At 66.9% G+C, this 21,041-nt stretch carries 18 protein-coding genes; 10 read left to right on the forward strand and 8 right to left on the reverse strand.

Annotated elements, in window-relative coordinates; translation table 11 throughout:
* The first annotated feature begins 42 nt into the window (after positions 1-42).
* Complete coding sequence (locus AC1DR1_RS04375; protein ID WP_476992228.1) at positions 43-1,833, forward strand: GH25 family lysozyme; 1,791 nt, start codon at positions 43-45, stop codon at positions 1,831-1,833.
* Between the two features lie 24 nt (positions 1,834-1,857).
* On the opposite strand, the gene AC1DR1_RS04380 is transcribed toward AC1DR1_RS04375, so the two are convergent.
* The gene (locus AC1DR1_RS04380; protein ID WP_229994914.1) at positions 1,858-2,613 is read right to left on the reverse strand and encodes a glycosyltransferase; all 756 of its coding nucleotides are present in this window, start codon (positions 2,611-2,613) and stop codon (positions 1,858-1,860) included.
* Positions 2,614-2,700: 87 nt separating this feature from the next.
* Here AC1DR1_RS04380 and AC1DR1_RS04385 point away from each other — a divergent pair, with 87 nt between their 5' ends.
* The 7 genes from AC1DR1_RS04385 (at position 2,701) to AC1DR1_RS04415 (ending at position 9,127) form a co-directional block, all read left to right on the forward strand.
* Positions 2,701-3,936, forward strand: a complete 1,236-nt coding sequence (locus AC1DR1_RS04385) for a polysaccharide biosynthesis protein (protein ID WP_229994913.1) — start codon at positions 2,701-2,703, stop codon at positions 3,934-3,936.
* Positions 3,923-4,849 (forward strand): glycosyltransferase, encoded by a 927-nt coding sequence (locus AC1DR1_RS04390; RefSeq protein WP_229994912.1) that lies wholly within the window; start codon positions 3,923-3,925, stop codon positions 4,847-4,849. The genes AC1DR1_RS04385 and AC1DR1_RS04390 overlap by 14 nt, the downstream gene beginning before the upstream one ends.
* A 77-nt stretch (positions 4,850-4,926) precedes the next feature.
* Positions 4,927-5,676, forward strand: coding sequence for a glycosyltransferase family 2 protein (locus AC1DR1_RS04395; protein WP_229994911.1), 750 nt, complete (start codon positions 4,927-4,929; stop codon positions 5,674-5,676).
* A gap of 2 nt (positions 5,677-5,678) precedes the next feature.
* Positions 5,679-6,209, forward strand: a complete 531-nt coding sequence (locus AC1DR1_RS04400; protein WP_364745878.1) for a DUF2304 domain-containing protein — start codon at positions 5,679-5,681, stop codon at positions 6,207-6,209.
* Position 6,210: 1 nt separating this feature from the next.
* Entirely contained in the window at positions 6,211-7,098 is an 888-nt protein-coding gene (locus AC1DR1_RS04405) for a glycosyltransferase family 2 protein (RefSeq protein WP_229993144.1), read from the forward strand.
* 24 nt (positions 7,099-7,122) lie between these two features.
* Positions 7,123-8,217, forward strand: a complete 1,095-nt coding sequence (locus tag AC1DR1_RS04410; RefSeq protein ID WP_229993145.1) for an NAD-dependent epimerase/dehydratase family protein — start codon at positions 7,123-7,125, stop codon at positions 8,215-8,217.
* A gap of 16 nt (positions 8,218-8,233) precedes the next feature.
* Positions 8,234-9,127, forward strand: a complete 894-nt coding sequence (locus tag AC1DR1_RS04415) for a glycosyltransferase (RefSeq protein ID WP_229993146.1) — start codon at positions 8,234-8,236, stop codon at positions 9,125-9,127.
* Positions 9,128-9,185: 58 nt separating this feature from the next.
* Here the strand turns inward: AC1DR1_RS04415 and AC1DR1_RS04420 are convergent, their stop codons facing one another.
* Positions 9,186-10,268: an acyltransferase family protein gene (locus AC1DR1_RS04420; RefSeq protein ID WP_229993147.1), complete on the reverse strand. Its 1,083-nt coding sequence runs from the start codon at positions 10,266-10,268 to the stop codon at positions 9,186-9,188.
* A gap of 170 nt (positions 10,269-10,438) precedes the next feature.
* Here AC1DR1_RS04420 and rfbA point away from each other — a divergent pair, with 170 nt between their 5' ends.
* On the forward strand, positions 10,439-11,308 hold the full coding sequence (gene rfbA, locus AC1DR1_RS04425; RefSeq protein ID WP_229993148.1) for a glucose-1-phosphate thymidylyltransferase RfbA: 870 nt from the start codon (positions 10,439-10,441) through the stop codon (positions 11,306-11,308).
* A gap of 78 nt (positions 11,309-11,386) precedes the next feature.
* A complete protein-coding gene (locus AC1DR1_RS04430) occupies positions 11,387-13,402 on the forward strand; it encodes a DUF6541 family protein (RefSeq protein WP_229993149.1) in 2,016 nt (671 codons plus the stop codon).
* A 49-nt stretch (positions 13,403-13,451) separates the two neighbouring features.
* Here AC1DR1_RS04430 and AC1DR1_RS04435 read toward each other — a convergent pair whose 3' ends face one another.
* From AC1DR1_RS04435 to glf, 6 genes are all read right to left on the reverse strand, one after another.
* Positions 13,452-14,189 carry a hypothetical protein gene (locus AC1DR1_RS04435; protein WP_229993150.1) on the reverse strand — a complete coding sequence of 246 codons (738 nt, stop codon included), beginning with the start codon at positions 14,187-14,189 and terminating at the stop codon, positions 13,452-13,454.
* Positions 14,173-15,984, reverse strand: coding sequence for a L,D-transpeptidase family protein (locus AC1DR1_RS04440; RefSeq protein ID WP_229993151.1), 1,812 nt, complete (start codon positions 15,982-15,984; stop codon positions 14,173-14,175). The genes AC1DR1_RS04435 and AC1DR1_RS04440 overlap by 17 nt, the downstream gene beginning before the upstream one ends.
* A gap of 206 nt (positions 15,985-16,190) precedes the next feature.
* A complete protein-coding gene (locus AC1DR1_RS04445) occupies positions 16,191-16,943 on the reverse strand; it encodes an ABC transporter ATP-binding protein (RefSeq protein WP_229993152.1) in 753 nt (250 codons plus the stop codon).
* A gap of 1 nt (position 16,944) precedes the next feature.
* Positions 16,945-17,814: an ABC transporter permease gene (locus AC1DR1_RS04450; RefSeq protein WP_229993153.1), complete on the reverse strand. Its 870-nt coding sequence runs from the start codon at positions 17,812-17,814 to the stop codon at positions 16,945-16,947.
* On the reverse strand, positions 17,815-19,806 hold the full coding sequence (locus tag AC1DR1_RS04455; protein WP_229993154.1) for a glycosyltransferase: 1,992 nt from the start codon (positions 19,804-19,806) through the stop codon (positions 17,815-17,817). It abuts the gene before it with no gap.
* Positions 19,803-20,990, reverse strand: a complete 1,188-nt coding sequence (gene glf / locus AC1DR1_RS04460) for a UDP-galactopyranose mutase (protein WP_229993155.1) — start codon at positions 20,988-20,990, stop codon at positions 19,803-19,805. The genes AC1DR1_RS04455 and glf overlap by 4 nt, the downstream gene beginning before the upstream one ends.
* Between the last annotated feature and the right edge of the window lie 51 nt (positions 20,991-21,041).

The raw sequence follows: 21,041 nt of genomic DNA on the forward strand, positions 1-21,041 counted from the left end.
CGGGGGTGATCCTGGCCTCTGTCCAGATCCTCCGGAGTAATGGTGAAGACTATCAAAATCCACAAACTACGGACCGCCGCTGCACTCTGCCTTCCTCTCGCGCTGGCGCTGACCTGGGCCAGTCCTGCCGCTGCGGCACCGGCGCCCAGCCCCTCTCCCGCTGTCACCACCAAGGCCCCTGCGCCCACCGCATCGGCGGCTGCGGCGACACCCAAACCGACGGCGACGGCGGCTACCAGCGCCGCCCCGATAAAGGCAACCGCGCCGGCCAGCACCCCGGCGACCACGGCGGCGCCGGCAACGGCGACCCCGTCAGCCCGTGTGCAGGCCGCCATCGCGCCGGAGTCCGCGCCGGAACAGGGCCAGGCGAGAATGGGCCGGGCCGGCCTCAATCCGGCCTCGACCTCCGCCGCCATGGCCACGACGCAGCAGGTCCCGGTGGCCCAGGCCACCGAGCCCTGGGTGGCAGAGCAGCCCTTCGCCACGCGCGGGCAGCCTCTGGGCCTGGACGTCAGCGGCTGGCAAGGCACCGTCAACTGGTCTTCCGTGCGCGCCAACGGCGCCCGCTTCGCGTACGTCAAGGCCACGGAGGGCACCACCTTCCGGAACAGCGAATTCGGGGCGCAGTACACCGGTGCGCGTTCCGTCGGCCTGCTCCGCGGCGCCTACCACTTTGGCCGCCCCGATGTCTCCGACGGCGCCGCCCAGGCCCGGTTCTTCGTCAACAACGGCGGCGGCTGGTCCCCGGACGGCGTCACGATGCCCCCGGTCCTCGACATCGAGGACAATCCCTACGCCGGCCTCAACCGCTGCTACGGCGCCACGCCCGGGCAGCTGGCCACCTGGGTCAGGGACTTCACCCGGACCGTGTACCGGATGACCAACAAACAGGCCATGATCTACACCAGCTACTACTTCTGGCGCGACTGCCTGGGCAACACCAGCGAATTCAGCAAGGTCAACCCGCTGTGGCTGGCCTCCTACTACACCAACGGACCGTCCGTGCCCGGCGGTTGGCCTACCTACACGGTCTGGCAGTACGCCAACGCCTTTGCGGACGCGTCCCAGACCGTCAGGGCCACGTTCCCCGGCGACCAGAACGTCTTCAACGGCTCGATGGACCAGCTGCGGAAACTCGCTTCCACGCCTGACACCTACCCAATCGGCCTCATTCCCGGCGCCACCCTGCTCAGCGGCAAATGGGCAGGCGACGGCAAGTCCTACACCGGCTGGTTCAAGGACGGATACTGGTGCCTGCAGATGCCCTCGGCCCCGCGGCGCTGCTTCGGTTACGGCAGCCCGGGCGACAAACCCGTCGTCGGAGACTGGAACGGTAACGGCCGGGCCGGGATCGGCATCTTCCGGAACGGCATGTGGTGGCTCGTGGACGACATCAACACCAGGGCCATCACGAAGGTCGTCGGCTTCGGCGTCGGATCCGACACCCCAATCGTTGGCGACTGGAACGGCTCCGGCCGCGACGGGATCGGCATCTGGCGCAACTCCAGCTTCCAGGTCAGCTACAACATCAGCAATCCGGTGGTCAATGAGTACAGCGGCTTCGGGATTCCCTCCGATACGCCGATCGTCGGCGACTGGGACGGCGACGGAAGGACCAGCATCGGCGTGTGGCGCAAGGGCGAGTGGTGGCTCAGCAACCGCATCAAGTCCCCCGTTGTGTCCAACTTCATCGCCTTCGGGATCGGCACCGACCGACCCATCACCGGCGACTGGAACGGGGACCGGCTGACCACCGTCGGCATTGTGCGCGGCAACAACTGGCAGCTGACCAACAGCCTCGCCAAACGGACAGTGGACATCTCCTACTTCTAGGAACAGCGGATGGGGGTTTCCCGCTCAGGACGCCGCGCGGAGCCTCCGGCGGGCCTCGATCATGAGGCGCAGGAGGACCACCCGGGCGGCCAGGATCACGCGGAGCGAACGCCAGCCGCGCGGGGTGGCATTGCTCTCGTGCAGCCTTCGCCGCAGGGTCGAGGCGTCCAGGTGGCCGATCGAGCCGGCCGTGTTGCCCAGGATCGCCAGCCAGAGGTCGTGGGACTCGCGCAGGTACGCGGGCACCGGGACGAAGCTGCCGAGGACTTCACGGCGGAAGGCCATCCCGCAGCCGTAGTACGCGCGGTAGCCCACCAGGATGCCCCAGAGATTGGCCCGGTGGCGGCCGCTGTCGGCCGCGCGGAGCCGGGGAATCCGGGGACGGTCACCGCCGCCGAGCACATCGAAGTTGCTGGCCACGACGGCGTGCGTCGCCAGTGCGTCCAGCATGGCGTCCAGCCGTCCCTCGATCCAGACATCATCCTGGTCCGCCAGGAAGATCGCGGCGCCGCGGCTGGCCCGCACGGCCTGCTCAAAGGAGCGGACGTACCCCTGGTTGGCGGCGGCCTCGATCAGGCGGATCCGGGGGTCGCCGTGCTCCCTGATCCGCGCCACCGTGTCATCTTTTGAAGCATCGTCCACGATCACGATCTCGTCGTCCGGGCCCAGCTGGGCCAGGATCGAGGCGAGCTGCTCCGCCACGAACTCCGCGCCGTTGTACGTTGCCATGCAGATGCTGGCCCGGAGCGGAACGTCGGGCAACAGGTTCTGATCGTTCATCTGCACCATCCTAGGGGACCGCGGGCAGCGCCTTGGCATCCCGTAGGATCGAGGGACGATGTCTAAGAAACAAGGATTCCGGCTCGAATGAGAACCGTACTGCTGCGCCTTTCAGGGTTCACCATTTTGCCCCTGCTGTCCTTGATCACTCCGCTCCTCCTCATCCCCGTCATCTCGGGCTTCGTCGGCGGCGAAGGAATCTCCAGCGTCATCTCCGGGCAGGCGATCGGCACCTTTGCCGCCACCGTGCTGATGTGGGGCTGGAACGTGGACGGGCCGGTCGCCGTCGCCCGGGCAGCCAGCAGTTCGGACCGGGCCGGCGTCTACCTGCGCAGCATCCGGACCAGGCTCATCCTGCTGGTCCTGACCCTGCCCGCCGCCGCAGCTGTCGCCGCGATCGTGGCCGTTCCCGCGTTCCGGTGGGAAGCCGTGGCCATGACCTGCGCGGTCGCCATCGCCGGGATGTCGCCGTCGTGGTTCTGCATCGGCCTGGGCCAGCCCCGGCTGCTGGCCGTCTACGACACCGTCCCCCGCTTTGTCGCCACCGCGCTGGCGGTCCCCGTACTGCTGATCAGCCACCAAATGTGGTACTACACGGGCCTGCTGGCAGCAACGACCCTGGCCTCCCTCATCGTGTTTCACCGGACCTACTCCCCCGGAGGAAACTGGTGGCCCCGCGATCTCCGCGGCGCCGTCCGCGAACTGGGGGCCCAGGGCCGGACGGCGGGCATCAGCCTTGCCGGCAATGCCTATGCCTCCACGCCCGCCCCGATTGCGACCGCCACCACCGCGCCGGCGGCATCGGGCAGCCTGGCGACGGCGGACACGCTGTACCGCTTCGGCCTGTTCACCGTGGTGGCCCTCGGCAACGCCTTCCAGGGCTGGACCCTGGAACACGGAGCGTCCGGCCGCAAGAAGCGCCACCTGGCGGCCATTTGGTCCCATATCGGGCTCGGCGTGATAGGCGCGGCCGTCCTGACGGTCGCCGGACCGTTTGTCAGCAGCCTCCTTTTTGCCGGGCAGGCCCAGGCCACCACCCAGTTGTGCCTTTACTACGGGCTCGCCTTCCTCTTCCTGAGCGCCAGCACCCCGTTCATCCGCAATCTGCTCATCCCGGCCGGCCAACAGGGCCTTGTGCTTCGCTGGACGCTGATTTCGGCCGTGTTCGGGGTCGCGGCCATGATCTATGCCGGGTCCATGGGGAATGCCCCGGGCATCGCCCTGGGCATGGCCCTCAGCGAAGCCATCCTGTTCGTGACCTTGCTGATCCCGGGGTCGAAACTGCTCGCCACAGAAAGCAAGGAAACCGTTGACGCCGAATGATCCATCCCCGACCGTCGCCGCCGTCGTCGCCGCCTACCGCCCGGACCCATCCCTGACCGACACGGTGCGGGCCCTCCAGCAGCAGGTGGGCCACGTCGTCGTCGTGGACGACGGATCGCCCGCCGGGTCCGAAGCCGTACTGGCGGCCCTCGCCGAGGCCGGCGCCCTGGTGGTCCGTCAGCAGCAGAATTCCGGGATCGCGGCCGCGCTGAATGCCGGCGTGGCGGCGGCGCGGGCACACTGGAACCCGGACTTCTTCCTGACACTGGACCAGGACTCCCGTCCCACCGGCGAGTACGTCCGGCGGGGCCTGGCCACCTACGCGCAAGCCAGTGCCGCCGGTGTCGGCGTCGGATTCGTGACGGCCGCCTCATACAGCGGACACCCGATCCCCGTGCTGCACGCCGACGGCCCATTCGTTCACGCCTTCGATCCGATGCAGTCCGGTTTCCTCATCCCGCGCTCCACGGTCGCCAGGATGGGCCCCTTCGAGGAGGCCCTGTTCATCGACGGCGTCGACTCCGAATTCACCATGCGCACGCGTGCGGCCGGGCTCGCCGTACTGGTGGGCGAAGGCTGTGACATCGCCCACGACCTGGGGCAGCGCGAACCCGGCCGGCTCTTCGGCCGGCCGTTGAAGGTGCTGGGCCGGGAAATTTCCTACAATTACCATTCCCCGAGCCGGGTCTACTACATCTGCCGGAACGGGACGCTGCTGACCCTTCGCTACCTGCGTAAATATCCGGGCTGGGTGCTGCGCCGCCTCGTTGAAGAGACGAAGGCCCACGTCCTTCGCTTTACCTTCAGTCCCGGCCGCGGCAAGCTCCTGCGCGCCGCCGCCGCGGGGTTCGCGGACGCTTTCCGGGGCTCCACGGGGCGCATTCCGGCGGAGCTCGAGCGGCGCCTGCGCTGACGCCGGGGGCGCCCGACGCCGCCCGGGCGGCCCGCGCCAGCGAGGACCCTGCACTGAATTGATATAGTTTGGACGATATGAAAGCCCAACCCTCCCCGCGCGTCCTGGTGATCATGCCTGCCTGGAACGAAGGCGCCGTAGTTGGCAGCACCGTGCGTGAAGTCCTCCGCACCAATGCCCGCTACGACGTGCTGGTCGTCAACGACGGCTCCACGGACTCGACGGCGGACGAGGCAGCAGCGGCCGGCGCGACCGTCCTGAACCTGCCCTTCAACCTCGGCGTCGGCGGCGCCATGCGGGCCGGCTTCAAGTACGCCCAACGTCTCGGCTACGTCCAGGTAATCCAGGTGGACTCCGACGGCCAGCACGATCCCCGGAACATCGACGAAGTCCTCGCGGGCCTTCAGCACGCGGATATCTCGATCGGCGCCCGCTTCGCCGACCGCGGCGAATACAGGGTCACCGGCCCCCGCAAGTGGGCCATGCAACTGTTGGCCAAAGTCATTTCGGGCCTGGCCAAGACACGCCTGACGGACGTCACCAGCGGCTTCCGGGCCGCCAACGAGCGCGCCGTCGCCCAGTACCTCGACCACTACCCCGCCGAATACCTGGGCGACACGATCGACTCCCTCGTCGTGGCCATCCGCTCAGGCTGCACGGTCACCCAGGTACCCGTGGAGATGCGGGCACGCCAGGGCGGGAAGCCCAGCCACAACCCCGTCAAGGCCGCCATCTACCTCGGAAGGTCCGTGTTCGCCCTGCTCTTCGCCCTCACCCGGAAACCCACACGACTGGCCACCGTGGCCGCTGAACCGGCAGGAGCCTAGGGATGGGAAATATCGCCGCCTTCCTGCTGGCGCTCGCCATCGTTGCCCTGGTCATCGAAATGCTCCGGCGCAAAAAGCTCCGGGAGAAGTACGCCGTCCTCTGGCTGATCGTCGGCGTCGCCACCCTGGTACTCGCGGCCTTCCCCCGGCTGCTGAACATCGTCGCCGAATATGTCGGTGTCCAGATCCCGTCCAACCTGCTGTTTGCCATGAGCATCCTCATGCTGCTGGGCGTCTGCCTGCACCTGTCGTGGGAAATCTCCGTCGTGGAGGACGAAACCAGGACCCTGGCAGAGGAGGTGGCCATCCTGCGCACCCAGCTCGAGTCCCTGGAGCAGCACCGCCACCTGTCTGCGCTGGACACGGCCCGCCCCGATCCGGTCGCGACTCCCCTTCCGGCCCCCCACCCGAGTCACCTCCCTGATTCCCGCCCGAATCCCCTCCCTGATTCCCACCTGAATCCCCTTCCAGGGGCGGCCGCACCCGCCGGCATGCACACCACCGACCGCCCCGCTGACAGCTCGGATTCCTAAGATGCCCCTCGATATTTTCATTCCTTACTGGGGCGACCCCGGCTATATGAAGGAAACGGTCCGCAGTGTCCTGGCCCAGGAAAACGGCGATTGGCTCCTGACTGTGGTTGACGACGCCTACCCCGGAACGGAAATTTCCGAGTACATGGCCGGGATCCAGGACGCCCGTGTCCGCTACATCCGCAAGGACGTCAACGCGGGCATCACGGAGAACTACCGCACGTGTGTGGGGATGGCCAGCCAGGAAGTCATGGTCATACTGGGCTGCGACGACGTCCTGCTGCCGAACTACGTTGACGTGATTCTTGCCGCTCACCGGCGCTTCCCCGACGCAGCGATCATCCAGCCGGGGGTGCAGGTCATCGACGAACGAAGCCAGGTGGTGGCCACGCTCGCGGACTCCGTCAAGCAGAAGATCGTCCGGCCGCGCGGCCGCGGCAAGCAGCTCATCGCCGGCGAGGCCATCGCCAGCAATCTGATGCACGGGGACTGGCTGTACTGGCCCTCCCTGGCCTTCCGGACCGACAAGATCCGCGAAGTGGATTTCCGGGACGGGTTCCCGATCATCCAGGACCTCGCCCTCATCATGGACATGATCTACAAGGGCGACCAGCTGCTGATCGAGCCCACGGTGTGCTTCCAGTACCGCCGGCACTCCAACAGCGCCTCCTCAACCAAGCTCGTTGACGGTTCACGGTTCGCCGGTGAACGCGAATACTTCGCCCTGTCCGCGGCGCAGGCCGACGCGCTCGGCTGGCGCCGGGCAAAGCGCGCCGCAAATCTGAGGCTTACGTCCCGGGCGCACGCGCTCTCCCTGCTTCCGCAGGCCGTCCTGGACCGCAACTCCACAGCCGTCAGCGCACTCGTGCGCCATTCCTTCGGCAAGTAAACGCCCCGCAACGAAAGGTCCGCTGTGACTTCTTCTGAAACCTCCGCACGCCCCGGCGGAACTGTCCTTGTCACCGGCGGCGCCGGTTTCATCGGCTGCGCCATTTCCGCGTCCCTCGCTGACGCGTTCGACCGGGTCGTCGTGGTGGACAGCCTCCACCCGCAGATCCATGCCACGGGCGAGCGTCCGGCGGAGCTGGACGGGCGGGCGGAACTGATCGTCGCCGACGTCGCCGAGGCCCAGACCTGGGACACGGTCCTGGCGCAGCACTCCCCCGACGTCGTCATCCACCTGGCCGCGGAGACCGGAACGGGCCAGTCGCTTGAAGAGTCCACCCGGCACACGCACGTCAACGTGGTGGGCACGTCCCAGCTCCTGGACGGGCTCAACCGCCACGGCAAGCTCCCGCGCAGGATCGTCCTGTCCTCCAGCCGCGCCGTGTACGGTGAGGGCGCCTGGAGCGACAGCGACGGCAAGCCTTTCTACCCGGGCCAGCGCACCAGCGCCACCCTGGACCAGGCCCAGTGGGACTTCCCCGCCGCCACCCCGCTGCCGATGAAGGCCTCCGCAACGTTCCCCGCCCCCGTGAGCGTCTACGGCGCCACCAAGCTGGCCCAGGAACACGTCCTGCAGGCCTGGGCCAAGTCCTACGGCGTCGAGACCGTCATCCTGCGGCTGCAGAACGTGTACGGTCCCGGCCAGTCGCTGATCAACCCCTACACCGGCATCATGAGCCTGTTCTGCCGCATGGCGATGGGCGGAAAGTCGATTCCGCTGTACGAGGACGGCGAAGTGCGCCGCGACTTCATCCTGATCGACGACGTCGCCTCCGCGATAGTCGCCGGCGCCGTCTCCCCCACGGTCCAGGGCGAGCCCATGGACATCGGATCCGGTGAATTCCAGACCATCGGCACTGCGGCGAAACTCATCGCGGCTCACTACAACGCCCCCGAACCGCACGTCACCGGACAGTACCGGCAGGGCGACGTCCGGCACGCGTGGGCGGACATCTCGGCCGCGAAGGACGTGCTCGGGTGGACCCCGCAGTACAACCTCGCCCAGGGCATCGACCGCCTCGCCAACTGGATCGACGCCCAGCCCGACGTCCAGCCTGCCTGACCCGGACGGACCCCCAGTGCCTCAGACTGCCGCCGTCGTTTCGCTGTTTAACCCCGACGACGGCGTGCTGGCGAACGCCGCTGCCCTGCTCGCCCAGGTTGACTCCGTGGTGGTGGTCGACGACGGCAGCCCCGAGGACACCGCACGGATCCTGGCCGAACTGGAGTCCATGGGCTGCAAAGCAGTGCGGCTCACGGAGAACTCCGGAATCGCGGCCGCGCTCAACGCCGGAATCACCGCGGCCCTGGCTGCGGAGACGAAACCCGACTATGTCCTGACCATGGACCAGGATTCGCTGCTGGACGCCGGCTACGTCGACGCGCTCCTGGACGCCGCGGCGGCCGCCGCGGAAGCCGGCGTCCCCGTCGGCATGGTCGCCCCGGCCTCGGTCCGGGGCCTGCCCGTGCGCCGCGGCCCGGTCCTCAACGGCATCCAGCTCGGAGGGGAGCCCATCCAGTCAGGACTCCTGGTGCCCGTGCCGGTGCTTGAACGGCTCGGCCTCTTCCAGGGCACGCTGTTCATCGACGGCGTGGACAGCGAGTTCTTCCTCCGGTGCGAGACCCAGGGACTGCGCACCGTGCTGGCCCCGAACGCCGCGCTCAATCACGCCCTCGGCAGCCCGGCCGCAGCCAACGTCTTTGGCCGGGACGTGTCCGTCGGAGGCCGGCCGCTGAAGGTCAGGACGGCCGCCGACTGGCGCTACTACTATCTCTTCAGGAACCGGATCCTGCTCGCCCGCCAGTATGGCCGGCGCTTCCCGCTGTGGACGCTCAAGGGACTGCTGGCCGACTACCGCCACCTGGCGATTGTCACGCTGCTGGCCCCCGGCCGCGGCATTCGGCTGGCGAACGCCCTCCGCGGCGTTGCCGACGGCGTCCGTGGCGTCTCGGGACGGCGCGCGCGGCGCTAGCTGTACTGCGCCGGGAGAGTGGGACTCCGGCGTGAGACCCCGGCGGTAGCCCGCGGCGCTAACCCGCGTTCTTGGCCCGCCGCATGATCGGGCGCTCCACGAAGAACCAACTCGCCGCAGCCAGCGGGATTGTGCACAGCGTGGCCGCCACCGTGAACCACCACACGCCCCAGTGGTACGCCCCGAAGACCGCCAGCAACTGCTGGACGGGAAACGCATAGATGTAGGCGCCGTAGGAGATGTCGTGGCGGCCCACAATGGCCGGCTGGGGAAGCCAGGTGGAGATCCAGAGCAGCCCGTAGGCAATAAAGGGTGCGGCGAGCTGGCCGCCGAAGCCGTCCACGAAGAAGATCGACAGGCCAGCCAGCACGATCGAGACCGGCCCGGCCACCTTGTGGATGCCGATCTTGCTGCTGAGAACCTGCACGACGGCGCCGCCAAGGAAGTACGGGGTCAGGCGTGCGGCGAGCTCGAAATCCAGGTTCGACTGCAGGTAGGGCTTGATGACGCCGATATTGGCCCAGAGGACCACGCTGGCGATGAACGCGGCAATCACGGGCCACGGGGTCTTGCGGACCAAGGGCATGAACCCCATCACGGCGACCATCAGGTAGCACATGAACTCAAAGTAGAGCGTCCACAGTGAGCCGTTCCAGGCGCCCGGATAGGGCACGCCTGCCGGGGTGCCGGCAATGTCATAGCTGACAATCCGCAGGGACAGGTTCGCGAAGATGGAGTTCAGGGGTGTGGTGGCCGTCTGCAGGAAACCGTGCAGCGAGCCGTGTTGGATCACGTAGGCAATCGGGGCGAAGACGAACGCCATGACGATCAGGCAGACGATAAACGCCGGGAAGATGCGGGCGACGCGATGAACCAGGTACCGGCCGATCCCGCTGCCAAAGCGGCTGGCGGTAATCAGGTAACCGCTGATGCCAAAGAATCCGGCCACGGCCCAGCCGCCAAGGTTTTCACCGCGGAACCCCCAGCCGTTGCCGGCGCCGACGACGTGCCAGCTATGCGCCAGCAGGACCGAAAACGCCAGTATCAGCCGGATGAGGTTCAGGCTGTTCTTCCTCGGGTCCAGCCGGCTCCCCACTGCCGGAGCCGGCTTTGCTTTGGGTGTCAGTACAGCTGCGCTCAATCCCGGTATCCTTCGTTGCGTAGTCCAGACCCGTTACTTAGTCCAGACCCGTTATTCTACCTTGCACGGGCCCTGCACCCCCGGCGCAGGGTGCCCGGCCCAGCTGTCGCGTGCGCCCAATCCGGCTCCGAGTTTGCTGTGACCGGCTAAGGTACGGGAGGATTGGGCCCATGCGTGGAATAATTCTGGCCGGCGGTACCGGCTCCCGGCTTCACCCGATCACTCTCGGCATCAGCAAGCAGCTGGTCCCCGTGTATGACAAGCCGATGATCTACTACCCCTTGTCCACGCTGATCCTTGCGGGCATCCGGGACATCCTCATCATCACCACACCCCATGACGCGGAGCAGTTCCAGCGGCTCCTGGGCGACGGGTCCAAGTTCGGCGTCAACCTCACCTACGTCCAGCAGCCCTCGCCGGACGGCCTGGCCCAGGCGTTCGTGCTCGGTGCCGAGCACATCGGGAACGAGACCGTGGCGCTGGTCCTCGGTGACAACATCTTCTACGGCCAGGGCATGGGCACGCAGCTGCGCAAGCATGCCGACATCGACGGCGGTGCCGTGTTCGGGTACTGGGTCCGGGATCCCAAGGCCTACGGCGTCGTGGAATTCGACGACGACGGCAAGGCCCTCTCACTCGAAGAGAAGCCCGCGAAGCCGCGCAGCCACTACGCCGTGCCGGGCCTGTACTTCTATGACAATGACGTCATCGACATCGCCAAGAACCTCAAGCCCTCTGCGCGCGGTGAACTGGAGATCACCGATGTCAACCGGACCTACCTGGAGCGCGGCAAGCTGCAGGTAGAGATACTTCCGCGCGGCACGGCCTGGCTGGACACCGGAACCTTCGACGACCTCAGCGACGCCTCAAACTTCATCCGCACTGTCGAGCACCGCCAGGGCCTTAAGGTCGGCGCCCCGGAGGAAATTTCCTGGCGGCTGGGCTTCCTGACCGACGACGAACTTCGCCAGCGTGCGGAACCCTTGGTCAAGAGCGGCTACGGTGCCTATCTGCTGGGACTGCTGGACCAGACCATCTGACGTGCCCTGCTGTCCTGATGTGCCCGCCAGTGGCGGGCCGCTACTTGTCGGTGCCCGCATCAGCCCCGGGCTGAAAAGTTGAACTGGCTCCAGACGCTGCCATACGTGCTGGAGGCGATGCTTTTCCTCCTGTTGCCCGGCGGCCTGGTAACGGTCAGCCTTGGCCTGAGGGGACTGTCGGCGGCTGCCCTGGCCGGGCCGGTCACGATCTCCATTGCGGCGGTCCTGGCCGTACTCTTGCCCTTCGCGTCTATCCCGTGGACAGCCGCTGCCGTCCTGGCCGGCGGCGTTCTGCTTTCTGCCGTGATCATCGGAATCCGGCTCCCCGGGATCCGGCGCGCTGGCGGCAGCCTGCGCCACGCCTTCATTCCCTGGCACCACGCCGAGGCATCCCAGCACCCCGCGCGCCGAACAAGGAGCGCGGCCCGGGTCGCTGCGGCGTTCTTCGCGGGCGCGGCGCTGATCCTCGTTGAACTCGCCTTGGCTTTCGGTTCTCCGGAGAGTTTTTCCCAGACCTTCGACAACGTGTTCCATCTGAACGGTGTGCGGTACGTTCTGGATACGGGCAACGCCTCTTCGCTGTGGATGTCCAAGATGACCAGCGGCGACGCGGCGCCCTACTTCTATCCGGCAGCCTGGCATGGCCTCGCCGCGGCCCTCGTCCAGCTGACCGGGCTGCCGATTACGGTGGCCGTGAACGTCCTGAACATGACCGTGGCGGCAGTCGTGTGGCCGTTGGGCTGCATGATGCTGACCCGGACGGTGGCCGGCAACCGGCCCGTGGCCGTCGGCGCCGCAGCGATCCTGGCCGCAATGTTCGCGCCGTTCCCGATCCTGCTGCTGGATTTCGGCGTGCTGTATCCGAACTTCCTGGCGATCAGCATGCTGCCGGCCGCCCTGGCCAGCATTGCCCTCTTGTGCCAGGTGGCGCGCCACCTTCAGTGGCCGCCCGCGCCCCGGTTCACGCTGCCGCTGCTGATCCTTCCGGGACTTGCCCTGGCCCACCCGAACGGATTCATGTCGCTCGTGGCGCTCTCGGTGCCGATCATCCTGCAGGCCTACGCACGCCTTGCCGGCAACCGCGAACACCGGTCCCGGCACCGCACCGCCTGGATCCTCGCCAGCCTGGGGCTCGGCGTCGGGGCCGTGGCCCTGTATGTGCTGTGGACCAACATCCGGCCGCCGGAAGATGCCGCGTTCTGGGAACCCGTGCAGACGCCCCGCGGTGCTGCGTGGGATGTCCTGGCGAACGGCGCCATTGACCGCCCCGCTGCGATCGGCGTCAGCGTGCTGATGCTGATTGGCCTCTTCCTGTGCTGGCGGCGCGGCGGCAGGACGTGGATGATCGCCGGTTTTGTCATCACCGGCGTGCTGTACGTCATTGTTTCCGGCACCCTGAAGGGCGATGTGCGCGCCGCGCTGACCGGGATCTGGTACAACGACAGCAACAGGATCGCGGCGCTCCTGCCGCTGACGGCCTTGCCGTTCGCCGCCGTCGGCGTCGACGCCGTCGCCGTCTGGCTCCGCCGCTGGCTTGACCGGCTGGCAGGGTCGCCACAGAGCGCCGGCCGCGGCACCAACGCCGCTTACCTTGTCATCTGCGGCGTGCTCGCCCTGGCGGTCGCCGCGTCCCAGATCCCCTCAATGAGGACCGCGATCGGTTCGGCCCGGAAGAACTACCTCGAGACGGACCATTCGCTGCTCGTCTCAACGGACGAACAGAAGGTCATCGACCGGCTGGACGAGATCGTTCCCGCGGACGCCGCCATCGCGGTGAACCCGTGGACGGGCGGGGCGCTGGCTTATGCGATCGCCCATCGGGAGACCACGGCCAAGCACATCCTGACGGCCAACACGGCCGCCGTCGAAACACTCAACCGGAACCTCCGCAATGCGGACAACGATCCGGCGGTCTGCGCCGCACTGAAAGCCACCGGTGTCCGCTATGTCCTGGACTTCGGCCCCAATGAAGTCCACTTCGGCGAACATCCCTTCCCGGGACTGGAGAACCTGAACAACTCGCTGGCCGTCCGGCTGGTGCTGGCAGAGGGCGGCGCCCGGCTGTACGAAGTGACGGCCTGCCGGGAGACTTGAGGACTGGGAAATGAGGACTGGGCAATGAGCGCCCCAAGCGCAGTTCCGGCTAGCTGAGCCGGGCCAGTTCGGCCAGTTTGGCTTTCACCGCTTCGGGCTCGGCCGTGTCCGCCGGGAGGGCAAGCGTCACCCTCACCACGGTCAAACCGTCCACCATCTCCACGACGTACTCCGTGGTCCCGGTCAGGCGGTTGGCGGAATACCATGCCTTGGCGCCGAGGTCCGGGACGGGCTCGGGCGACATCATCAGCCGGGGCAGCCCGAGCCCGTCCAGGCCTGCCTGGTCCGGCGCGGTGGTCTTCGACACGATCAGCGCATTCCCCAGGTCCGCGGCCTGCCCGGCAGCGACGGGGGCCAGGGCAAACGTGCAGGCGAGCTCGGCCACGCCGTCCTTCGACGACGCCTGAACGTCGGCCGGCTGAACGTTCCCGGCCACGGCACCCAGCACCCGACGGATGTCCGTCAGCGCCGGCTGCGCGCACTCGGCCCCCGGGGCCGGCACCACCGTACGGCCGTCGTGGGTCAGCGGTTCGTTTCCGGGGGCGACGCCGGACGTCCCCGTCGGCGTCGGGGCCGACGGGGCCGGCGTCGTACCCGCGGCTGAAGGCCCCGGCCCGGGCGCCGGGGCTGCAGTGCAGGCGCCCAGGGCCAGGCTCGCCGCGAGGGCGAGCAGGCCGCAGTAGCGCACCGGACGCCGGCGGCCCGGAGCGCCCTGCCGGGCAGGGACCTCATGTAGAGGGACTGGGTTGGCTGAACTAATGCCGGCGGAGCTAATTGAAGATGTCATACGCGACCCCCATGACAAACCGGTCGCCGGGATGCGCCGTCCTCAGATACTGCAGGAGGTCGCCGTCGTTGAGCGAAATACAGCCCCAGGTGGGGAGGTTGTTGCCGTGGAGGAAAATCGCGAAACCCGCATTCATGGTGATGGGCGCATCCGGTGGCCGGTTGTAATTGATGACGACTCCCTGGCGGTAGTCATGCGACGGTCGGGTCGCGAAGTACCACATGTTCTCGTCCGGGAAGACGTCCGAGCTCGATTCGAAGTACTTATTGTAGTTCCCGTTGAGCCGGCCGCCCCAGCGCGAATAGGGATTGAGGGTCCGGTAGGAAAGGGCCGTTCCGGGGTTGCCCAGGCCGAAGGCCTGGGTGACGGTGAACGATCCCGTCGGGGAGAACATCTGCCAGGTGGGTCCTGTCGCGACGCCAGGCGCGGCGAAGCCGGACTCGCCGGCATGGCCCAGCGCGCCCCACTCCTTCGCGTAGCTTCCGTCCGGCTGCCGGACGCACGTGATGAAGGTGATCCGGGTGGACCGGTAGGTGTCAGCGATCGCGAAGGACACGCGTGAGGCTCCGCCTGTGCGGTACTTCACGGCCCCGGAACTGATGGCCGGGCAGTACGCGGCCGGGGTCAGCCGGTAGCGGACCCCAGTTCCGGGAATCCATTCGAGCCGGCCGTATTGGAAAGACTGGCTGCAGTAACCGCTCCGGTTGCAGGCCTCGGCCGTGACGGGATATCCGAGGGCGCCGGCCTGGGCCTTGCGGGCCGTATAGAACTGTCCGAGACCTCCCCACACCGCCTGGGTGCCGGCACCGGCCGCGTAGTAGATCCGTCCGCGCTGGAAGGCCTGGGAGCAGCCGCCGCCACGGAGTCCGCATTTTTCCTGGCCCGTCGGGTAGCCCAGGTAGCCGCGGCTGCCGCCAAGGGCGAGGTAGCGGGCATTGATGGCGCCCCACACCGGGAAGGTACCGGCGCCGGGAGCGAAGTACACAGCGCCGCGTTGGAAGCGCTGCGTGCAAGCCCCGCCGGTCAGCCCGCACGTCTCGACCGCTATCGGGTAGCCCAGGTACCCCTCGAGGCCGCCGAGGGATTCATAGGTGGCGTTGATGGCACCCCAGACAGGGTAGGTTCCCTTCCCGGTCACGCTGTACAGGCTGCCGTGTTGGAACGCCTGCTGGCAGACTACAGGCGCCCCGCCACAGCGGGCAGCCCCGAGCGGGTAGGCGAGATGGCCCGTGACACCGCCGGCCTTGAGCCAGGCATTTTCGATGCCCGCGGACAGCAGGCGGGCGCCGGTGGCTTCGCTCCAGACAATCGTTCCGTGTGCGAAGCTCTGCTGGCAGCCGCCGCCGGCAAGCCCGCACTTCTGCCCTGCCGTGGCCGGGCCCACGGGGCCCGTGGCGCCGCCGAGGCGTTCGTATTCGACGCCGATGGCGCCGGGGACGCGGATGGCCGCCTCCGCCGCGGCCGGTGTCGGTGCCGCGGTCGCTGCCTTTGCTGTGGGTCCGGCTGCCGTAGCAGCTCCGGACGTCGGCGACGCAGTCGTTTTCGGCGTGGGCGTGGGCGTGGGCGCTGGTGTCGGTTTCGCCGAAGCCGTGGCCGAAGGTGTCGGTTTCGCCGAAGCGGCGGTGCCGGGCGCGGCCGCGGCCGTGGCCGCGGCCGGCGACGGGCTCGACGGGCCCGGTTGGCTCGTTGCCGGCCGGGACAACTGCTGGGCCGGTTGAGGTGCCGGGGAGCTATCCGCGGCGGCTCCCTGGGCGAGGCTTGCCGCCACGATTCCGGTGGCGGCCGCGATCGCCACGGCCCTTGTCATTGTCCGCAGCCGGCCGGGCCACGAGGGCCTCCGCCGCCGGTCTCGCCGCTCCCTGGACCCCACAGCTGTCATTTTTGCTCCCCGCATCCCCCGGTACGGGGCTGAGCCCCCGTTTCGGGCCCATCCTAACGGACGGCCGGGCCGGGAGCCGGCCGGGCACGCCGCTAGAGGGCGGGCCGCTGCAGGGCGGGCCGTTACAGAGCGAGGGACCTGCGCCGGAGCTCGTTGACGACGTCGTGCACTTCGCCGTCCATAACAATCTTGCCGTGTTCGAGCAGGACGCCGCGCTCACACACGGTGGCCACCAGGTCCAGGTCATGACTCACGACAAACAGGGTCTTCCCCATCTCGGAGAGCTCCTTGATCTTCGCGATGCACTTGCGCTGGAAGGGCTCGTCGCCCACCGCGAGGATCTCGTCGATCAGGAAGACCTCGGGGTCCGTATGCACGGCGATGGAAAACGCCAGGCGCAGGTACATGCCGGAGGAATAGAACTTCACCTCGGTGTCGATGAACTCACCGATTTCGGAGAATTCCACGATCGAGTCGAACTTCTCGTCGATCTGCTTTTCGGTCATGCCGAGGATGGCGCCGTTGAGGTAGACGTTGTCCCGGCCGCTGAGGTCATGGTGGAAGCCTGCGCCCACTTCGATCAGCCCGGCGACGCGGCCGCGCGTGCGCACCGTGCCGCCGTCGGGCTGCAGGACCCCGGAAATGAGCTTCAGGAGCGTCGATTTTCCGGAACCGTTGAGCCCCATGAGTGCAACCGTTTCGCCCTGTTTAACCTCAAGCGAGACATCCTTCAGGGCCAGGAACTTCTTCGAGAGGTCGCCCTTGCGTCCCTTCACGAGCCAGACGAGGGCTTCCTTCAGGGAACGGGTGTGGCGGAGTACGAACTGCTTCCGGATATCGGTGCAGATGATGGCGACGTGGCCGTGCGCGGTCATGTCAGAGCTCCTGTGCGAAGTGAACGGCAAGCCGGCGGAACGTCCACTGCCCGAGGAAAAGCACGGCCAGCGTGATCAGCAGGGCGACGGGCAGCCAGAATGTCAGCATGCCCGGCGGCGAGGCGTCGTTGACCAGCTGGTCCGCCTTGAGTGTCGGTTCCCAGAAGGCCCAGTGGAAGACCTCGACGGCGACCGTCATCGGGTTCAGCTGGTAGATCCAGAACCAATCGCCCATCACCTTTTGGACCATTGACCAGAGGTAGAGAACCGGGGAAGCCCACGTGACCACCATGACGATCATGTCCACGATATTTTCGGAGTCCCGGAAATAGACGTTGACGGCGCCGAACAGCAGGCCAAGGCCCGTGCCCAGCACTGCCACCATGACGAAGATCAGGACCACCGCGGCGAGCTGCAGCAGCGTCGGGGCCCACCCCACCACCAGGCACGCGCCGACCAGCACCAGCAGCTGGGGCAGGAAGTGCGCTGCCGACACCCACACGGTGGCCACCGGGAACAGTTCCCGGGGCAGGTAGATCTTCCGGATCAGGTCACGGTTGTCCACGATCGAGCGGGTGGCGTTGGACAGCGATTCCGTGAAGAAGTTGACCAGTACAATGCCGGAGAACAGGTAGATCGCATAGTTCGGCGTTCCCCGCTGCAGGTTCAGGAAGATGCCCAGCGCCACGAAGTAGATCAGGAACTGCACGAGCGGCTTCACGTAGGACCACAGCAGGCCCAGCACCGAGCCGCGGTAGCGCACCTTGATTTCCTTGCGCACCAGCAGCTTCAGCAGGAAGCGGTCGCCGTAGACGTCCAGCAGCCCGTGCCCGGTTCCGGGCTTGATCAGCTGGTCGGTTTGACCAGCCATCTACCTGCCGTCCTCGGAATTCGCCTCGAACGTCTTCTTCCACGCGTCGATCGAGCTGATCTCGGCCACCGCGCGGCGGTACTGTTCAGCAAGGCTGTCCCATTCCCGGAACAGCTTCGCGTGCAGCATGGTCGCCTCGGTCAGCATCGCCTTCAGCTTCTTCGGGTCGCGCTGGTACCACGAGGCACCGGTGCCCTCCGCGTTGGAGACCACAACGCTGTCGTAGTGCGCCACCCGGTACCACCGGTTGTCCCGGTGGGCCAGGTAGCCTTGGGGCCGTTCGGCGCTTTCCGGTCCCGGCGCCTTGATGAGCTGGCGCGCAACGGTCTTGATGCCCCACGGAATGAGCTGCTTCTTGCTGGGCAGCCCCACAACGGTCCCGCCCATCGGACCGCGGCCGATCTTTGGCGCCGGGAAGTCATCGACGTCTTCCTTCAGCTGGGCGTCCGGGTACTGTGCCTTCAGCGCGTTGATTTCCGGCAGCTTGGTGCCGAGCACCTTGTGGAGGTCGTCTGGTCCGTTCAAGAGGTCGCGCAGCGCGTCGATCCGGCCGTGTTCGGTGAAGTACTGCATCGAGACGAGGTGCTTGACGTCGGACTGGAAAGATTCGCGCAGCACGCGGCCGCCCTTGGGGTACGGGCTGTGGATCAGCGTCGTGATCAGCCGGTTGCGTGCGTGGAAGTAGGCCTGCCAGCCGACGAGGTCGTCCTTGTCGATCCAGGACACGTGCCAGACGGCGGCACCCGGCATTGAGACCGTGGCAAAGCCGGCTTCCCGGGCGCGCAGCCCGTATTCGGCGTCGTCCCATTTGATGAACAGCGGCAGGGACAGCCCGATTTCCTGGATCACCTTCGTGGGGATCAGGCACATCCACCAGCCGTTGTAGTCAACGTCCACGCGGCGGTGCAGCCACGGCGTCTGGCGCAGGTTCGCGACGCTGAAATCGTGCCGCGTTTCCATGTCGGCGTGGGGCAGGGCCGGGACGATCCGGTACGGGTCCACGACCTCGCCGAAGGTGTGCAGGACGCTGCGGTTGTAGAGGTCGAACATGTGGCCGCCGACAATTGTCGGCTTCCGGCAGTGGTCGGCGAACGTCAGGAGCCGCACGATGCTTTCGGGTTCGACGACGATGTCGTCGTCGAGCAGCAGGGCGTAGTCGCTGCCGTTTTCGACAGCCTCGAACATGCCGCGCGCGAAGCCTCCGGAGCCGCCCAGGTTTGCCTGGTTGATGACCCGGAGCTTGCCGCCGAGGGCGTCCCGGACGGCGGCGAAGCCCTCCTGGTCCTCGACCTTCTGCGTGCCCTGGTCCACGATCAGGATTTCCTTGACGTTTTCAAGGACGTCCGGGTTATCGGCCAGGATCCGGGCGTTGTTCAGGCAGAAGTCGGGCTTGTTCATGGTGGTGATTTCGAGGGTCACCTGGCCCTTGGCCGCGGGACCGCCCGTGGCCTCCCACGCACCGTTGTTCAGGACCAGGTCCCCGGTGCTGGCGGCCAGGTCAAACCAGTACCAGCCGCCGTCGCCGAAGGGCTTGAGCGAGAGTTCGAACGTGGAGGTGGCGTCGCCGTCGACGTGCTTGCCGTCGACGCGCTGGACCGATCCGCGGGCGTTCGACTTGTAGACCGTGACCGTTCCCGGACCGCTGGTCTCCACGACCAGGCGGACGTCCCGAACCGAGGTCCACCGGCGCCAGTAACTCGCCGGGAAGGCGTTGAAGTAGGTGCCGAACGAGAGCTGTTCGCCGGAGCGCACCCGCATGGAGTGCCTTCCGAGGAGGTCCTCGAAGTGCGCTACCCGGCTCTCGGAGCTGAACATCTGCAGCTTGTCCTCGAGCAGTTTCGGGGTGCGGGCGAATTCGTCGTTCTCCCGGAGCCGGATGCCGCTGGCTGTGCCAGCGTCAACGTAGAGGGGTACGGTGTCGGTCTGGTCGGTCGATGGCAGGATGACCCGCTGAATCGGGTTCCAGCCGGGTGTCGTTTCAGCGGCGCTCATGCGTCCACTCCTCCGCTTTCAATCGTGGCGCCGGCCTCGAAATGCGGCCGGATCTTGTTCTCGAACATGGTCAGGGCAGAGCCGATGGCCATGTGCATGTCCAGGTATTTGTACGTGCCGAGTCGTCCGCCGAAGAGGACATCCTTCTCGGCTGCCGCGAGGTCCCGGTACTTGAGCAGGCGATCCCGGTCCGCGGCGGTATTAATCGGGTAATAGGGCTCGTCGCCCTTCTCCGCCGCACGGGAGAATTCGCGCATGATGACGGTCTTCTCCGTCTGGTAGTCGCGTTCCGGGTGGAAGTGGCGCGGTTCGATGATGCGCGTGAACGGCACGTCGTCGTCGTTGTAGTTGATCACTGAGGTGCCCTGGAAATCGCCGACGTCGAGGACTTCTTCCTCGAAGTCGATGGTTCGCCAGGAGAGATCGCCTTCGGCGTAGTCGAAGTACCGGTCAACGGGCCCCGTGTAGATGACCGGGATGTTGCCGACCACCTTGTTTTTGCTGTACTCATGCGACTCGTCGAAGAAGTCCGTGTTCAGCCGGACCTCGATGTTCGGGTGCTCGGCCATCTTCTCGATCCAGGCCGTGTAGCCGTTGGTCGGCAGGCCCTCGTACTTGTCGTTGAAGTACCGGTTGTCATAGTTGTAACGGACAGGAAGGCGCGAAATGATGCCCGCGGGCAGGTCCTTGGGATCCGTCTGCCACTGCTTGCCGGTGTAGTGCTTGATGAACGCCTCGTAGAGCGGCCGTCCGATGAGCTGGATGCCCTTGTCGTTCAGGTTCTGCGGATCGGTGCCTGCCAGTTCGCCGGACTGTTCCTTGATCAGTTCCTGCGCCTGGCCGGGGGTGAGGTTGGCCCGGAAGAACTGGTTGATCGTGGCCAGGTTGATGGGCAGGGAGTAGACCTCGCCCTTGTGCACGCCGTACACCTTGTGGACGTAGTTCGTAAACGTGGTGAAGCGGTTCACGTACTCCCACACACGGTCGTTGGAAGTGTGGAAAAGGTGCGCACCGTAGCGGTGCACCTCGATGCCGGTCTGCTCTTCCTTTTCGCTGTAGGCATTGCCGCCGATGTGGTGGCGGCGGTCGATGACGACTACCTTCAAGCCCAGCTCCGTGGCGGCCTGTTCTGCGATTGTCAGGCCAAAGAAGCCCGACCCTACGATGACGAGGTCAGCGGTCACAAACTCTCCTGATTCGAATGCGGGCAGCCCAATGTTGCGCATTGTCTGCTG

Source organism: Arthrobacter sp. P4_F10, assembly GCF_056401435.1.